This window comes from Rosistilla carotiformis (assembly GCF_007753095.1).
GTDB classification, from domain to species: domain Bacteria; phylum Planctomycetota; class Planctomycetia; order Pirellulales; family Pirellulaceae; genus Rosistilla; species Rosistilla carotiformis.
The window spans coordinates 3,806,329-3,823,360 of sequence record NZ_CP036348.1 but is presented as its reverse complement, the minus strand read 5'-3'; the positions used below and the strand labels follow the sequence as shown (position 1 = coordinate 3,823,360).

General features: G+C 57.1%; 7 protein-coding genes. 2 read left to right on the top strand and 5 right to left on the bottom strand.

Annotated elements, in window-relative coordinates:
• Positions 1 to 17: 17 nt before the first annotated feature.
• A complete protein-coding gene (locus Poly24_RS13805; protein WP_197451896.1) occupies positions 18 to 2,012 on the bottom strand; it encodes an SdrD B-like domain-containing protein in 1,995 nt (664 codons plus the stop codon).
• Between the two features lie 573 nt (positions 2,013 to 2,585).
• Between Poly24_RS13805 and Poly24_RS13800 the strand changes: the two genes are divergently transcribed.
• Together Poly24_RS13800 and Poly24_RS13795 are read left to right on the top strand one after the other, a co-directional pair.
• Positions 2,586 to 4,361 carry a hypothetical protein gene (locus Poly24_RS13800; protein WP_145096179.1) on the top strand — a complete coding sequence of 592 codons (1,776 nt, stop codon included), beginning with the start codon at positions 2,586 to 2,588 and terminating at the stop codon, positions 4,359 to 4,361.
• A gap of 331 nt (positions 4,362 to 4,692) precedes the next feature.
• Positions 4,693 to 5,940 (top strand): cell surface protein, encoded by a 1,248-nt coding sequence (locus Poly24_RS13795; RefSeq protein WP_145096176.1) that lies wholly within the window; start codon positions 4,693 to 4,695, stop codon positions 5,938 to 5,940.
• An 88-nt stretch (positions 5,941 to 6,028) separates the two neighbouring features.
• On the opposite strand, the gene Poly24_RS13790 is transcribed toward Poly24_RS13795, so the two are convergent.
• From Poly24_RS13790 to Poly24_RS13775, 4 genes are all read right to left on the bottom strand, one after another.
• Positions 6,029 to 6,658, bottom strand: coding sequence for a response regulator transcription factor (locus tag Poly24_RS13790; RefSeq protein ID WP_145096173.1), 630 nt, complete (start codon positions 6,656 to 6,658; stop codon positions 6,029 to 6,031).
• 60 nt (positions 6,659 to 6,718) lie between these two features.
• Positions 6,719 to 8,110, bottom strand: coding sequence for a sensor histidine kinase (locus tag Poly24_RS13785; protein ID WP_145096170.1), 1,392 nt, complete (start codon positions 8,108 to 8,110; stop codon positions 6,719 to 6,721).
• A gap of 13 nt (positions 8,111 to 8,123) precedes the next feature.
• Complete coding sequence (locus Poly24_RS13780) at positions 8,124 to 8,864, bottom strand: UvrB/UvrC motif-containing protein (protein ID WP_231753131.1); 741 nt, start codon at positions 8,862 to 8,864, stop codon at positions 8,124 to 8,126.
• 243 nt (positions 8,865 to 9,107) lie between these two features.
• Entirely contained in the window at positions 9,108 to 16,925 is a 7,818-nt protein-coding gene (locus Poly24_RS13775) for a DUF2341 domain-containing protein (RefSeq protein ID WP_145096164.1), read from the bottom strand.
• Positions 16,926 to 17,032: the final 107 nt, after the last annotated feature.

Here is a 17,032-nt window from a genome sequence, read left to right as displayed (position 1 = left end):
GCTACGGGAGAGACGCGTTAGACGAACAGATCTTCAAGGTTGGGTTCCAACCAATCGTCTTCGTCTTCAAACGTATCGGCCGCAAAGAGAGGTTGGGAATAGGAAGGGGCGGCGAACCGGTCCATGCTTGGGTTCGCTTCGCCTTCGGGACGTACTCCGGGAGAAATTGCAATCGCCTCCCCTTCGCCAGTGGGCTCGCCTTCTTCGGGCGATTCGGCTTCGCCGATGGGCGGAAAATCGCCGCCGGGAAGTGGACGGATGGTGCTGATCGAATTCAATTCGTTCACGACGATCAAGGCATCCAAAGGCGTCAGCAGGCCATCGCCGTTGACGTCCAGATAGTAATCCCCCTCAAACGGAACGCTTAAGGGCCGCGGGCCCCCTTCGTTTAGCGAATTCAGAATGATCAAGACATCTTGCGGCGTGATTTGGCCGTCGTCGTTGACGTCCAGACTTTCGGGCAGGTTCTGCCAAGGCGTTGGACTTTCGAGGATGGGGATCGTGACTTCCGATTCGACCGAATACGTGGAATCGGCGGTCTCTGCCGCGGTGATGTGCAGCGTGATCGATGGAAGGCTGGGGTGATAATCGACGGTCTGATCATCCTTCAGCTTTAAGATACCATCGACAACTTCAAATCGTGAATCACTGGTCGTGAACGTATAGGCGTCGTACGGATCGGGGTCGATCACGGAAACCGGACCGACGTGAGCACCGCGCGTCTTCTCTCGCAATTCTCCGCTAACGTTAACTGCCGTCGGCGGATCGTTGACGTTATAGACGGTGATCGTCACGCGATCGGCGACGGGTTCCCCATTCCTTGCCGGATCGTTCACGAACACCGTGAGCACCAAGCCATCATCCTCGGGATAGGAGAGCGATTCCTCGTCGCGCAATTTCAGCAAACTGTCGACGACTTCAAACCGATCGTCGTCGACCTGCACCTGATGCATGTCCCCCGCGTCTTCGTCTTCCACGTAAACGTTTCCAATGACAACGCCCTCCGCGTATTCCGTCGCATTGCCATAAGGTGGCACCTGCAACCACGTAATCGGGTCATCCATGTCGGACAATGGGATCGTGATCTCGCGTTGGATCACTTCAACCTGCGTTTCCAGGTCGACTCCTTGAACGAGAACTTTGATTTCGGGAGCGTTCTCAAAAGCGTTCTCAAAGTTGATCTCCGCCGGTTCCGCCAGAATCAACAGGTTGCCTTCGATGCGGACACGTGAATCCAGCGAAAAGAAGGCAACGTTCCCCTGCAGATCGGGAGAAAGAAGTGCCAGGCGGCCGATCACGGTCCCTTCGGGTGAATTCTCCGGAAGCGGTTCGCCCTCGAACACAACGCCTTGCAACGGTTGACCGTCGGCAACGACGTCGACGGTGAAGGTGAAGGTTTCGGAAACGTCACGACCGTCGTGCAGCACGTAGGTTGCCGTGTCTCGTCCAGCAAACCCTTCGGCAGCGGTATAACGCACGCCGCCTGCGAGATCGATCTCGATCACCCCGTTTTCCGCGTCGGAAGTCTGGATCGCCACGAACCCTTGGTTGAGCGCATCGCGACCATGGTTGAGGACCAAGCCATGGGGTGGGAATAAAAGGAACGAGCGATCTTGCCGGGTTTCGTAAACGACCGGGCCCGTCGTCGGCGCGGCGTTTTCGCCCGTCACGTCGATACCGAAATGGACCACTCCCTCGCTCGCGTCCGTATCCAATATGATCGTCGAATACCCTGCGTCGGGACTTGTAATCCACTGCGTCGTCGTACCGTCATAAAACCGGATCGTGTAACCGGCTGAGGATTCAAGATCCTCGAAAGTGAATTGGCCCGATGAATCGGTGCGACGGAAGGGCTCTGTTGCACCGAGCCGATTGTCGTGGTTCTGATCGATAAAGACGATCCGATCTTCCAGTCCGGCTTCCCCGCTATCCTGGACTCCCGAAGCGTTCGCGTCTTCAAAGACCATGCCGGTGATCGATGCGAGCACCCGCCGCGAGTCCAAACGCTCCATACCCAGCGACAATTTACGTGAAACCCGCCGATTTCGTCGCGATAACTTTTGATTCGATGGATGTCGTAAAAACATTGCGATTCGCATGGATGCCATGGCCTGTAACGTCCGCCCGAACTCCAACTATAACGCGTGTGCCAAATTTAGGGACGATTTCGCACGGATTTTGAAGGAATGGTTGTTAACTGAAAGGAACCGCCCTAAGGGAACACGCGTTGACCGGCACGCGGACAACACTTCAAAAATTTGATGCGTGTGCTTCCGACGCGTCCCCTGAAACGCTTGTCCCCCAATCTAGGATTGGACGCCGACGCTTAGAGGTCGGGAGGCCGCATTTAGTTCCCGACGTTGTTCCTGTTTTTTGCTGGCGCCATGTTCGACTGCCGGACACCGTTGCGGGCAGAGCCAAGGGATCCAAATTGCCTAGTCGACTGAGATGCAAGCATTTCGCAGTGTTCCGGCAATGAATCTGCGGATTTGCTCGACTTTTGGAGTTCAAATCGACATACTGGTTGCCAGCGACCGATCGCGGCGAAATTCTCGCACAACGTCCAAACTTTTCAGGAAAACACGATGCGTTTGCATTCCGCAGGCTTCTGGATTCTCTGTCTTTCATCCTGTGCTTCCATGTTCGGCTGTGGCAGTTCCGAACCGAGTCCAACGGCCAGCGCACCGATCAATTCGGAAGTCGCCATGGCTCCCGATATGGCGTCTGAGACGGCCCCCGACGCAATCGAAGATCCCGCGGCGGAGCCCGCGATGGAGATGTCCCCTACAGAGACGCCTTCGGAGCCGACCAATGAGATGACCGCCGAATCGGAAATGGCAGCCATGGCGATGGAATCACCCGAAGTGATGACGGGCGAGAATCCGGACATGGCGATGGAAATGGCCGCCAACATGTCGGATCCGGCGATGGCGCCCGATCCCTTGGCTGCCGGGATGGAAGCCATGAGTCCTGAAATGATGGAAGAGAGCGCCGCGAATCCCAGGGGGCCGCGGATCGGAATGGAAGGGGAATTGCTGGGCCCCGATAGCTCCCAAGCCGCTGCGGAACCCGAGCCCGAACCGGAACCATTGCCCAGCGATTATCTAGCGCAGTCGAAGCTCGCTTTTGCTGCGGGGATGGAGCAGCGTGCATTCGACCTATTACTAGCGCACTTGGTCGCCGAGCCCGAACTGGCGGCATCGTCTCGATCGTACGAAATGGTCGGCTGGTCCAACGCCACCAAACGTCCCACGTGGGGACTTCGTGTCGGGGTTGGAATTAACAACGCCGCGGTCAAACACTCCGGCAACATGCACCCGGTGCGTAGCGACATGAAGGAACCCAAAGAGGAACCGCGCAAGCGGAACACCGGCGGCGGTCCAGGAGCGGAAGGTCCCGACCTCCAGGCGATGGGAAGCGGTGATGGCATGGGGATGGGGATGCCGGCTGCGGTATCTGGCGATCCATCCGGCGAAATCGAACAGCATGTTGGATTGGTCGGCGAAATCGCGTTGGATCTATTCGCGGAGAACTTCTCCAATGGCGATTTTGGCACGGTCTTCGCAAACGTCTCCGCCGTCGAGCCGGAGCCGGCAAAAACGACCGGACGGGGCCACGAAGCAGCGCCCGGCGAGATGGCGGGGGAGATGCTCGAGGCTGCAGGCGCCAGCGAAGCGATGGAGAACATGTCGGCCGACGGCTCGGAGGGGCTGATGGCTGGAAACCCGGCGGCTGCTGGGGGCGGAATCGCGGGTGGGCTTGGCTTCAGTGACGGCCCGCCGCGCGTCCGACCGGGGCTTGTCTATTTGGGTGTCAATCGGCCGAAGGAATTGCTGGAAAAGGCAAAGCAGGCCGGCTTGGACGCCTTTATGCAAATCGATGTTTCGGTGACCAAAAACGAAGTCAACGGCTGGGTCTACAACGAATCGAGTGTTCGATGGGTCCTGGTGTCGACGGGGCGACCGATCGGACGCGCTTCGAAGAAGATCAACAACAAATCGGTTTACCAAGCGATGGAGAGCCGAAAGCTGGATCCGGTCGAAATGGTCCGCGAAGATTTGGTGGGGGCGTTTAAAGGGGGAATGGATGATCTGCGTCTGAAACCGATGCCATCACTGACTCCTGAAATGGTCAAAGCACGCGTTGGTTCGTTGATCATGAGCCCGCCGGAGAATCCATTGGAAGCGTTGGCCGAAGTGCGCATGTACGCCTCGCAAGGTCTATTGACCGACGAACAGGTCGCCCTCGCGTTCGATCTCATGATGGGAGACGATGGTTTGATCTTATCCAACGGACCGATGGAGCAACGCGTCGAACTGATCGAGCCCAGCACGCCCAAACTGACACGCGGCAATTTCTAGGTTCACGGTGGTGCCGTATGCCGATGGGCGATCAACTTGGTTGCCGCGGAACGTCGCAGGGACACTACCATTCGCGGCGCAGTTTCGATCATTGCGGAAACGTGCGGTGTGCGGTTGCGTGCGATTCAATCATGGCACCGTTTTGCCGATGCGGAATGGAAGGCCCCGCGTAGCCTACGCAATCGCATGGGCGGTGGAACTTCCTTCGGCCAACGCTTTGTTTCGGCGGTCGAAAGTGTTACGCTTTGGAAGGGATGTGTCGTTGCGATACGGCGCGTCTCTAATCAACTTTTCAATTCTTTCCTGAGACTCCTTTTTTGAGAAAGCGGATATGAGCGAAGCAAGCCAACAAGCCCAGGCTCAAGCACCAGCGGGTGCGGAACAGTCCACAACCGCATCGACGGCGACCAGTGGATCGATGCACAAATATCTGGACCGGGCGTTGAACGTGCTCGACAAATTTGGTTTGTCCAAACGCGAAGATACGCCGCAAGAAATGCTGCATCTGCTCGAAAGCGTCAAACACGTCGACGAAGCCCGGGTGTTGGCGATTGCCGAAGTCATTCAGCACATGAGCACGTTCAACCAATTGGTTCGCGAGAACGTTGAGAACATCCAAGTTGGTAACCGCTATCTGGAAATCACTCAGATGTTCGATTCGGTACGCGAGGACAGCAAGATGCTGATCGCACAATTGGACGATGGCCGGATCGGGTTCACCGAGAAGTGGCAAAATTGGTGGATGAAGATCCGTCGCGGAACGCCATCGGACCGATTCGATCAGATCATCGACGTCTATCGCGATGTGGCGACCGATACGAAGGATCAATTGAGCCGTGAAGAAGCGATCATGGATGGCTACATCGATTTTCGCTTTGCGCTCAAGGAAGCCGAAGTGTTGGCAAGCGAACTGCTAGACAAACACGGTCCCACGTTGGCGGCCGCTCAAGAGGCATTGGCCAAAGCACAAACCGCGATCGATGAATTCCAAGGGGAAGACGAAGGGTCGCGTTCGCGGCTTGAATTGGTTCGCGACGAAGCCCGGCAGAAATTCGAAGAAGAGGATCGGACGTTCCAGCTGCTGAAGGACATCTCCGAAAATTTGTCGATCGGTTACGACGTCGGCGAGACCTTGATCACCAAATTGAAGCAGACCCATGATGTGAAGGATCGCGTGTTCCGTCGATCGGTGACCTTCTTCACGACCAACGAACATGTATTCACCATCCTGGGAACGGTTTACACGTCGCAGCAGGGCTTACACGAAGTGACCCAGGCGACCGAAGCGATGAAGGAAGGTGTCAACAAAGGACTCGAGGACGTTGCCGATCTGGGACGCGAACTCGAACGCGCCGCGCTCAAGGCCGGTTACGGTTCGACCGTCGACCCGGAATCGGTTCAGAAACTTGTCGATGCGATCAGCGATTTCCAGATCGAATCGCTGACGATGATCACCGAACTGCGTAAGGAGAGCGAAGAGAGCACGCGACAGATTCGTTCGGTCGTTGAGAAGGGTAAGAAACGCTTCCAAGAAACGCTCGCCCGGCACGCTCAAGAGGCCGAAGCGAAGAAGCTGTAGCTTCCGCAGGGAATTCTCTCATCGCTGGGGCATCCATCCGGCTGCCTCAGCGGCTGAGGGGACCTAACCGCGGAAAACACCGCAACCGCTATTCGCTGCCGGGATCATCGGGAGCCCGCTTCCGCAACTTGCGTTGCAACGATCGACGGTGGATCCCCAATCGCCGCGCGGCTTCGGAAATGTTGCCGCTGCAGTCCGAGAGGACGCGATGGATGTGTTCCCATTCAGCACGTGCGAGCGAAGGTACCGGAAATTCCGAGCCATCGGATGCGTGCGATTGGGGCTGATCGCCTCGCACAAAAGCGTTCAAAATGTCATCGACATCGGCTGGCTTGGAGAGGAAGTTGGTCGCGCCCATGCGAACTGCGTCGATCGCGGTGGCAATGCTGCCAAAGCCAGACAAGATCACGACCTTGGTTTCCGGATGGATCCGTTTGATCGAGATCAGAAGGTCCAAACCGCTGCGTCCAGGCATCCGCAAATCGATCACGGCAAGATCGGTCGGTCGCGAACTGAACCTCGCGATCGCTTCGTCATAATCCCCCGCCTGTTCCACGCGAAAGCCACGTTGTTGGAACGCCAAACTCAATCGGTCACGCAACACAAACGTGTCGTCGACAACGATAATGCTGGACGCTCCTAAGGCTTCCGCATCAAGCCCACACGCCACCGTTTCAACGCTGGAATCGATACTGGCGGAACTCTTTGGCTCGGTCATGACGCTACAGTTTTCCTTCTCGAAAGGGTGCGAATCGAATGGAGTTCGCCGGATGAACGTCTATTCTAAACCATTGAGCGTTATTTGCGATGCGTCGTCGCCGCGGTTTTCAACGCTCAGTTGTTGCCGCCGCGGCAACCGTACGATCACGCGCGTTCCGCGTCCGATCTGGGTGTCGAATTCCAAGGTGCCACCCAAACGCGTGATCACGTTCCGCGTCAGAAACAGCCCCAACCCCATTCCGCTGCCCGGTTGCTTGGTCGTGAAGAACGGTTCGACAGCGCGTTGAGCCACCTCTTCGGGCATGCCTTCCCCCGAATCGATCACCTCCAACGTGAAATGCTCTTCCTCGGTGCTGACTTCCACCAAGACCGACGCATCCGGCGGGCTGGCGTCGAGCGCATTGCCGATCAAATTACGGATCGCTTGGGCAACCGCTTCCATCGGGATCCACAACGTGTAATCGTCGAACCGATCGACATCGTCGGAGATCTCCACGCGATGGGGATCGCGTATCCCTTCGACGATCGTATCGACCAAATCGACAAGCGTGATCCTGTCCCAATGTTCGGCCGCTTGATCCCCCGCGGCGTTTCGCATCCGCGACAGAATCGCTTTGCAATGGTTGACTTCCGAATCGATTAATTTCAGATCTTGCCGGACCGCTTCGGGAACATCCAGCTCCACTGCATGATGGGCCATTTCGCGGACGACGATCGCAATCGTCGATAACGGCGATGCAAGTTCGTGCGCGGCTCCGGCAGCGAGCGTCGTCAAAGCTTCCAGCCGTTGGCTGCGCGCTTGCTGTTGCAGCGCAGTCCGCAACTGGGTTTGACGGACCGTTAGTTCTTCCGCAATCCGTGAGACAAAATACGTCACGACCGCCGCGCACGTGGAGAACGCAATCAACATCCCGTGCTCGCGGATCAGATATCCGGCGGCGTGCGAATCGATTGAAAGCAGTTCGATTGGCGTGCGGAAGTAAGTTAAGAAGGCGAAGCTGGCGATTGACATGCTGGTCAGGACCCAGGCCCAAACCGGACGCAACACGACCCCCGCGACGGCGAGGTTGACGAAGAAAAAGAAAACAAACGGATTGTCGACTCCGCCCGAATAATACAGCATCGCCGCCAACGTCAGCAGATCCAGCGTCATCAACAACGATGCGACTTCTGTCCGATAAAGCGCATCGTCGGACACCGCCGGTTCGGCCGATTCATGCATCCCCAACCAGATCGTGTAGGCAAAGTTGGTGGCCGCGGTGAAACCAATCAAGGTAAACAACGGTTCCAGCGGAAGTTCGATCGGAAAGAACCGAGCGACCGCCGTAATCGTGACCAATTGGCCGACCACGGCGAACCAACGCAACTGCAGCAACCAGGTGGATGTTCCCAGCGGTGCGCGTAGCATCACGCTGGGATGGAACAGACGCGTCAGCGAGGCGAATGGCATCGAAACCTCGGTACTAATTCATCGATCGTTTGGCCAATTCATCCCGCAATCGAGCGGCCAATTCGTATTGCTCGCTTTCGACAGCTTCTTGCAAGCGTTCCTGCAGCGTCCGGCCGACGGAATACTCGCGTCGCAACGACTCACGAAGCTCCCGCAATCGAACCACCAATTCATCGGTCTCAAAATGTTCGATGGCATCGTGTTCGACAAAGATTTGTTCGATCGATTCGAGTCCCGCGTTGATCGCCGATACCGCTTGTTCGGCACCTTCATCCTCAAGTTCCGATAGCGCATGGGCTTGGGTTCGGTGGAACCAGACAAACGGACGGTACTGTTCGTGGGTTGTCGACCAATCTTCATCGGGGGAGTGCAAGCGGGCCGCATCCATCAATTGCAGCGTGTGATCGGCATCCAAGACAGCGCGGCGATAGTGTTGCAGACGCAGCCAACAGATCCGACGGTGGTAGAACTGCATGAATTCGCGGTCGACCTGGTTGCATTGATCGTCGGTGAGCAGGAAGTTGACGTCGTCGAGTTCGAGCTTTCGAATCGCTTCGAGAATCGTGCTGCAACCTTCGGGGTGTTCGCCATCGGGACGGCCGGTCGTCTCCAGCTGCAGGATTCCCATGTCGACACGCATCTGAATCACATCGCGGCCGTCGTCCCCTTTGACCATCCGTACGCTTAGATTTTGCGAGTCGAACGGCCATGTGCGAAGCAACGCATCTAAATCTTGATTTGGTTTTGTCTCCAAAGTGCTATCCAATCTGTTTCCAAGCGGCCCCGCGGTGCAAATTTCGGCGAACATCGAATCGCCCCAATAGAAATATAACCGATTGCCGGCATCAAAGAAGGTCGGCGGAGTTGCCGGGCTGCGGAGTTTTCACGTTTCGCCCGCTGAGAGGGCGATCGGAATCCCGCGTTTTCTGAACGGCCGACGCGCAAGCGTGCCGGCAGTTCGCTCGGTGGAAAACACGACTCTTCCGCCGCTTTGCCGTTAGCCCAGGGCCGATTCGTCGAGGTTTTGTTTCTCGCGGCTGATGATCTGTTGAATCGTCTCCGCGTTGCCCTCGTGGCTCATTCCTGAGATCACGACCAACGGGTCAAAAGATCGCCAGACGGGCATGTTAGCTAACAGTCCGGTAAGGATAAATCCGCTGCGCATCACCCAAGTGATGTAGCCCAAAGCGAAGCTGGAGCTTGTGATACCCACGGTGGTGACGGTGATGGCATTGCCGAACAATTGACCATCAATTTGGCTGCGAAACGCGTCCATCTCTTGCCATGCCGTACCCGGATGGGCAATGAATTCGTATTGCGAATGGAAATGAGAATCGTCATTTCGGACCGCTTGCGGGTCGCTGGCAACGGATTTTTCGACGTCGCGCTGCAGCGTGATCGCTTGGCGTTGCGCTTGAGGTGTCCAGGTGAACTGATCATCGTCTCCCAACACGACCCCCAACATCGCCGTGTCGTCTTCGTCGATCTCGGTCAGGTCTTCCAAGATTTCGATCGCTGCCACTTCGACGCGACGTGGCGCGACGTCGGCGGGCGAATTCGCGGCGGAACTACCCGCCGCAATCGCCGATTCCACGATGCTGATCTTCGTATCGGTCAGTGTGTTGGCGTCGGTGTTGTTTGAGTTGGAATTGTCGCTGGACGACGATCCATTGTCGGTGATCGATCCGGTTCCACTGGCCAAGTTCACTGCCGCGATGTTGATCACGACTTCACGAGGTTCGGAGGCCTCGACGCCATCAAAAGCAATGTAGGTGAAGCGGTCGGTCCCGGCGAATTCCAAATCGGGTTGGTAGATAAACGATCCGTCGGGCAACAGGGTCAACGTCCCGTTGCTAGGCCCGGTTACCAGATTTGCCGTCAGGGAATCGCCGTCGACATCGATGTCGTTCTGCAACAATCCGCTCCCCGTCAAGGTTTCGCCACCGACTCCTTCAAACATATCGCTATTTGCGACCGGTTTGTCGTTCACCGGTGTCACGAGGATGTTGCGCGACACGATCTGACTTTTGGACTGACCATCGTCAATTTCTACAGCCAATACGCGTGGTGTGACCGAGGGAGCTTCGCTGAGATTGCGATAGCGTATCGATTGGATCGCGGCTTGGTAGTTCGCACGGGTATCGGATCCTGTCAACGTCAATGTCGATGTGGCTTCGTTCCAGTGGCCTTGGATCGATGGGGTGTTTGAGAAATCCAACTGGTCTTGATTGGCCGCATAGCCACTGTCGAACCAGATCCGAGCCGATTGCAGCAGGGTGCCGTCGACATCGCTTAAGGTGATCCCATCGAGCAGGGTGGTGGGACCTTGATTTTCGGTATAGCCCAGTGGGGTTGGATTGATTTGCACCGTGGGCGCATCGTTTCGGCCGTGCACGGTGATCGTGACGGTCGCCGTCGAGAAACCGCCATCTCCGTCGCTGATCGTGTACGTAAATGTCTCCACCGCCTGCTCACCCAGAGCAAGCGATTCAAATTGACCATTCGGATCGTAGGCAAACGTCCCGTCGCCACGGTGGATCAAGCTTCCGCGAAGCCCGGCGGTATCGAACGATGCGACAGCGATGGCGTCCAATACATTGGAGTCGCTGTCGTTGGCTAACACATTCCCGGTGATCAACGCAGTGTCTTCGTTGGTGGTGAATGCAACCCCCGTGTCATTTCCGGCCGTCGGGTCGGCGTTGGTGACGATCAGTGTCGTTTGTGAGGTGCTGGACAGCCCCTCGGCATCGGTCACACGAAGCCCCAGGGTATAGACCCCATTGTTGGCGATTCCATGGGCTTGCAGCGCGGGCCAGTCGAGCGTCTGTTGTTCGCCCGTCACATCGCCGTAAATGCCGTCGCCATTGAGATCCCATTCGTAGGAAACGATCGCGTTGTCGACGTCCGACGAAAGCGAACCGTCCAACGCCAAACTGCCTGTTTCCACCATCGTGTACGGGCCGCCAGCGTTTGCCGTTGGCGCGTCGTTGACGGGTGTGATGGCAATCGTCACCGTTGCGACCGAAGAGACGCCGCTGAGATCCGTTACGGTATAAGTAAACGTATCGCTTGTCGCTTCGTTTCCATTGTGGACATAAGTGAAGGAGCCATCGGCGGCTAAACTAAAGGATGCCGCATGCGTTGGGCCACCATGCAAGCTCACCTGAAGCGTTTGCCCTTCCGGGTCGTGGTCGTTCTGCAGTACGCCTCCCGGGCCGGTTTCCACAGGACCTGCGGTTACAAAGCTTCCTAGGCCTTGCAACCGTTCGGCGTTGAGTTCGTCGGCGGTGCGTGCTGAATCGGAAATCCGCAATTCGTCGATCAATCCATCGAAGGCTCGCGACGTGTTCTGCGAGTAGTTGCCGATCGTCATGTCGTTGGACGCATCGGATCGCGCGTTGCCCGAGGGGGATCGCACTTCGGTGAGCGTTTGCAGGACACCATCGATATAGATCTGTGGATCATTCGAAGTTGAACTGGAGTCGAAGACCAAGGCAACATGATGCCATGTATCCAGCTGGATCGACCCAACCTCGGTTCGCCACTCCGCTTCTCCCCCGGTGAAGCCCTGATTGAACAGCAAGAATCCGTCCGTCGTGCCAAGATTCCCCACCTCCAAAGCCCAACCACGTCCGCTGGACGATCCACCGCCAAAAACGCTTGACGCCTTATCGACGATTCGGCCAAAGTTGTTGCCGCCCCAATCTTCGGCGTTGATCCAAACACTGATCGAACCACCTCCATCGAATAGGTTGTTCAACGAAGGATCCTTGCCAAGGGAGACGGTGCTGTTGTTCCCGTTGTACGAAGCCGCACCGCCCACCTGACCGGCAGGCGATGAAAGGGCGGTTCCCGTTCCGTTGTTTTGTAGCGTGGTGGAATCCTGGAAATCATCATCCAGATGCAACACGGCTACGTGTTCGGAGGCCCATGCATCGCCAGGGGTCCCCATCGCGGTGGCGCTGGGATTGTCGTAATACATCCAGATCGAATCGCTCACACTTCCTGCGTCGATCGTCGGAACGCGAACCCAGACGTACGAGTATCCCGATTCATCCCAGGACTGAACTTCGTGCGACAATAAGGTGCCGTCGCTATCGAAGAACCGCAGGTCTTGGCCTTGATCTTGTGTCCGCGCGTAGTCGATGGAAATCGCATCGGAAGCGGACGTGTGCAGTTTAACCAAGACGGTGGTGTCGGTCAGGTCGCTACTGCTGGCAGAATTGTCGAAGGTCAATTCCTGCCGATGATGCCAGTTGGCGTCGTGCCAATCGGCGCGGATGTTTTCCGTCAGCGTTCCTCCTTCAACGACGGTATAGTTGTCATTCCCAGCGACGGGAGCCAGCGTCGGGGTGACATTGACGGTTACCGTCTCGATCGCCGAGATATTCACGCCATCCGAAACGGTCACCTGCAACGCGTACGAAGGGACCGTGTTCCCATCGAGCCCGGATGGGTTCACGAGCGTCAATTCGCCCGTGTTTGCATCCAATTGGAATACGTTGTTGGTGTTGCCATCGACGATCGTCCAGTTTTGCAAGGTCGTTGGCGACGCATCGGAATCGGTCGCCGTCAACGTTCCTACCAGCGTGCCATTGGGAAGCGCTTCGGTCACGGAAAATGTCAGCCCGCCAGCGATGACCGGTAGGCTATCGTTTTCGTCGACGATCGCGATGCTGACATTTTGGACAAGCGATGTGTTCACACCATCGCTGACCGTCACGCTCAACGCATACCCGGTGGTCGTTTCGAAATCGAGGTTGGTGTTGTCTGCGACGGTGATCCGACCATTGGTGGCGTCGATGGCGAAGATCCCCTCGGCATTTCCGTCAACGATCGTCCATTGCCCTAGTACCGCTCCGGCATCGAGATCGGTCGCCGATAGTTGAGCCACCAATGCGCCATTGCTGCTGCTTTCGGAGAGGTGGATCAACGGTGCGTCTGTGATCACCGGCGCGGTGTCATTTGCGTCGGCAATCGCGATGTTTACGATCCGTGGCGTGGCAACGTGGACACCGTCGCTGACCGTTACCTGCAGCGCGTACGACGTGGTGGTTTCAAAGTCGAGATTGGTATTGTTCGCAACCGTGATTTGACCGCTGTTGGCATCGATCGCAAAAACACCGTCGCTATTGCCAGCGACGATTGTCCATTGGCTCAAGGTCGTGCCAGCATCGCCATCGGTGGCGGACAAATGGGTGACAACCGTCCCGTTGCCACTCGATTCCGAAAGACTGACTTCTGGAACGGTGCCAATTACCGGTACGTTATCGTTCGCGTCGTTTACCGTGACGGTGATGGTTTGCGATTGCGAAGCCCCATTGGTGTCGGTGGCAGTCACCTGGACGAGATAGACATTGTTGCCATCGCTGTCGCTGGGATTCTCAAAATCAGGAGCCGCAACGAAGGTTAAGACCCCCGTCGTCGCATTCACTGAAAACCGACTTTGGTCGGCGCCACCGGAAAGACTGAAGCTGATCGCGTCGACGGGATCGGCAGCGGTCACGGTTTGCACGGTGGAAACGTTTTCGTCGATCGTTGCGAAAACACTTGAAGTGAACGTCGGAGCCACATTGGCGACCGTTAACGTGGTGGTCGTTGTGGCAACACCGCCGTTGCCATCGGACACCCTCAGACCGATGGTATAGACTCCATCGTTAGCAATCCCCAACCCCTGCAACACCGTCCACGAAAGGGTGGGCGTTGAGGTCTGCAGCACCGCGGTTTCACCAAACACACCGTCGTTGTTGAGGTCCCATTCGTAAACCAGTAGATCGCCATCGGTGTCGGATGAACCGGATCCGTCGAGCGTCAACGAGTCCCCTTCATCGATGGTGTACGCCCCGCCGGGGTTCGCTACGGGGATGCTATTCAGCTGGTCGTTGAACTGTCGAACGAAGACTCCCGTGCTGTCTCCGGTTCCCGAACCGCTCCAGACGGCGACGTAGTGATCCAGATCAACGACCGCCAAAGAGACTCGATTTTGGGTGTCAGGGGTCGACGTGTTGATCCGAAACTCACCGCCGTTGACGGTTCCGTCGGCATTGTATTTTTGCGCAAAGACACCGCTCGAATCCGACTGTCCCGCAACGGTTCCATTCCCTTCCCATGCCACGATGAAACTGCCGTCATCGGCCAGGTCCACCACGGGATCCTTTTGGGTTCCCGACGTGGACGTATTGACCGTCGTGGCCGTCCCTATGGGATCGCCACTACTGTTGTAACGCAACATCTTGATCGTGGTGTCTGATTCAGTCCAAACGACAACGAAGCTCCCGTCGTGGTGGACTGCGAGATCCGACGTTCCTGCTGTGACGAATGCGTTGTCTTCGGGTCTTAGCATCGAGCCTTGCGTATTACCCGAGGCATCGAATTTTTGTACGCGAATATTTCCGAATTCTTCCCAACCGACGATGAAACCACCACCGCTGAGCATCGTGACATGCGGATTCGTTTGATTGAGTAGCAAAATCCTGGCAACAACGATTTGAGGGTTGCCTACTGGCGTCCCCGTCGCATCAAACTTTTGCGCGACAACGTCTTTAGACAATACGCCTACATCTTCCCAGGCGATTACAAAGTCTCCTGTGGCGCGGTCGACCGCGACGTTCGGCCCCTGTTGAGCTCCCGAACTGGCGGTGTTGACTTGGATCTCGCTGCCAAGCTTTGTTCCCGCCGCGTCGAATCGTTGGGCAAAGATCCCATTGCTGCTGCCATCCTGGCCGGTGCTGATCCAGGTCGCGACAAAGTTACCAGCCGAATCGGAGGCAACCGAAACCGCAAATTGGTCGTTGGAGGTGTGGGTGTTCAGACGGAACTCGTTTTTCAACAGCGTTCCATCGGCTGCGTAGATCGCGCCGTACACGCCCCATCCCGAACCGTCTTGGTTGTCACTGGACCAGACGACCACATAGTTTCCGTTGTCGGCCATCGCGATGGAGTTCACATTGCCGCGATCTAAGCCGGAAGTCTCCTGTGTGCTGCTGACGGTTGTGTTGACACGCGTCTCTCCCACCTCCGAAATCGTGGGGGCTACGCGTTCGACCGCTCCAATATCCGGGGAACCGTCCCGTGCCACACCGCGTTGATCGACCGTTGTCGTACCATGAGGCTGACCGGCGTTGATTGCCGCGCTGCCGGCAACCGGCATGTGGGAAAGGGTCGCCCCGCCATTGTCGGCAAGGCCTGCCAGACGCGGATCGACGCCCGTCAAATCGCCCCCCAACCCCGACGCCGAACCAACCACCTGAATCAGGTTGGAACCATCGCTATTGAAGTCGCCGGCAACGTCTTTGAGTCCCGTAAACGAAGTGTTTCCGGCGATGATAGTATTGTAGATCGTGACCTCATCCCCGTCGGAATAGACCCCGCCGCCGTCTTCGGCGTCGTTTAGGGTGATGGTCGAATTGATGATCGTGATATCCGTATCGGTCCAGATTCCGCCCCCTTCTTCGACGGCAACGTTCCCGCTGATGGTCACGTTCGTCAGCGTGCCCCCTTCGGCTCCGTGGAAGTAGATCGCACCTCCATCCTCCGCCGTGTTGTTCGTAAACAAGGTACCGGTCGCATTCAAGGTTCCGTGCACGTGGGCACCACCCCCACGATCAACTCCACCGTCGTTTCCCTGCACCACCGAATCGATCAGATGGAGCGTGCTCTTCCCGTCGACAAAAATGCCACCGCCGTTGCTGTCTTGGACACCACCTTCGATCGTCACGCCGGAGATTGTTGCAACCGTAGAATTCCCGTCGATATGGAGCACGCGATCGATGCCTCCACCATCGATCACGGTCGTCCCCGCCCCCGCGCCAAGGATCGTGACCGATTGCTTGATGTCCAGGTCTCCCTCCTCGGATTTGTCATCGTTACCGGTAATCGTTAGCGTATACTTCCCCGAGGCCAATTGAATCGTGTCGCCACCGCTGCCAGCGTTCGTGGCAATGATCGCTTCCCGCAGCGACGTCAAGCCATCGCCGGCATCGATGACGTCGGCGGTGGTATCGACCGTGATCACGGCCAATTTCCCTAGCCATTCGTCTTGCAACGCTTCACTGAAAGCGACCTCCGTCTCGATCTTCCCCGTCGCGTATTCCAAGTCCCAGTCGCCGCCATACGCTGCGTTTCCGGTAGCATCATCGCTGGCGGCGACATCGCAACCACACAACGCTGCCAAGGCGTCGATCATCGCGCGGCCGTCGTCGGTTGCCGCTAAATCGCAACCGTAAATCAAGAGGTCCGCGCCTTCAGCCAAGCTGCCGCCCCAGTTGGCGATCTGCCCGGCATAGCCATCCATCGAATCGATTCCAAGCCAAGTGCTCCCCAGCTTGATTTGCCCCTCTTCACCGTGCGAGACGATGTGGATTCCTGCGACTTCCGTTTGCGTCTTCAAGACTTCGCTAATCTGGTCGACACCATCGCGTTCGGCGTCCAAGACAAAGACGGAGAACCGAGCGTTCTCGTCGCCCAAATCGGATAGTAGCGCATCGAGATCGGTCACCGACGAATCGATGAAAACAATCGTTTGCGAAGCGGCCGCTCCGGCTTCGTTGGTTCCGTCGGTCGAATCGATTCCAGGATCGGAGTCCAAGACCTGCGCGACCTGGGACGTTTGCAGTCCCCCGTCGTCACCATCGACAAGTTCGGCAACCGCAGCCAACGGTGTGGCGCTGAACAGCAATCGGTCCTCCAACGCATCCAACGAAGGTGCTTGATGGTCGATGCGCACCGGATGCGTCAGCGCGCCGCCCACCCGCGTCGCCCCTTCATCCAGGAGTAGCCAAGCCCGATCCAATAGCGTACCGAATCCAAATTTCATGCTGGGTCTCGTGTCCCGTCGCCAGTTCGTAGTGTCCACCGTGGCGGACGGCCGAAACCCAACGAGTATCGACCGACCATAGAAACCCTACGTCAGTCGATCACCAT

Bases quoted from the DNA above. Each gene is read 5' to 3' on its own strand.
- Poly24_RS13805 (WP_197451896.1), bottom strand. From the start codon at position 2,012: ATGGAGCGTTTGGACTCGCGGCGGGTGCTCGCATCGATCACCGGCATG.
- Poly24_RS13800 (WP_145096179.1), top strand. From the start codon at position 2,586: ATGCGTTTGCATTCCGCAGGCTTCTGGATTCTCTGTCTTTCATCCTGT.
- Poly24_RS13795 (WP_145096176.1), top strand. From the start codon at position 4,693: ATGAGCGAAGCAAGCCAACAAGCCCAGGCTCAAGCACCAGCGGGTGCG.
- Poly24_RS13790 (WP_145096173.1), bottom strand. From the start codon at position 6,658: ATGACCGAGCCAAAGAGTTCCGCCAGTATCGATTCCAGCGTTGAAACG.
- Poly24_RS13785 (WP_145096170.1), bottom strand. From the start codon at position 8,110: ATGCCATTCGCCTCGCTGACGCGTCTGTTCCATCCCAGCGTGATGCTA.
- Poly24_RS13775 (WP_145096164.1), bottom strand. From the start codon at position 16,925: ATGAAATTTGGATTCGGTACGCTATTGGATCGGGCTTGGCTACTCCTG.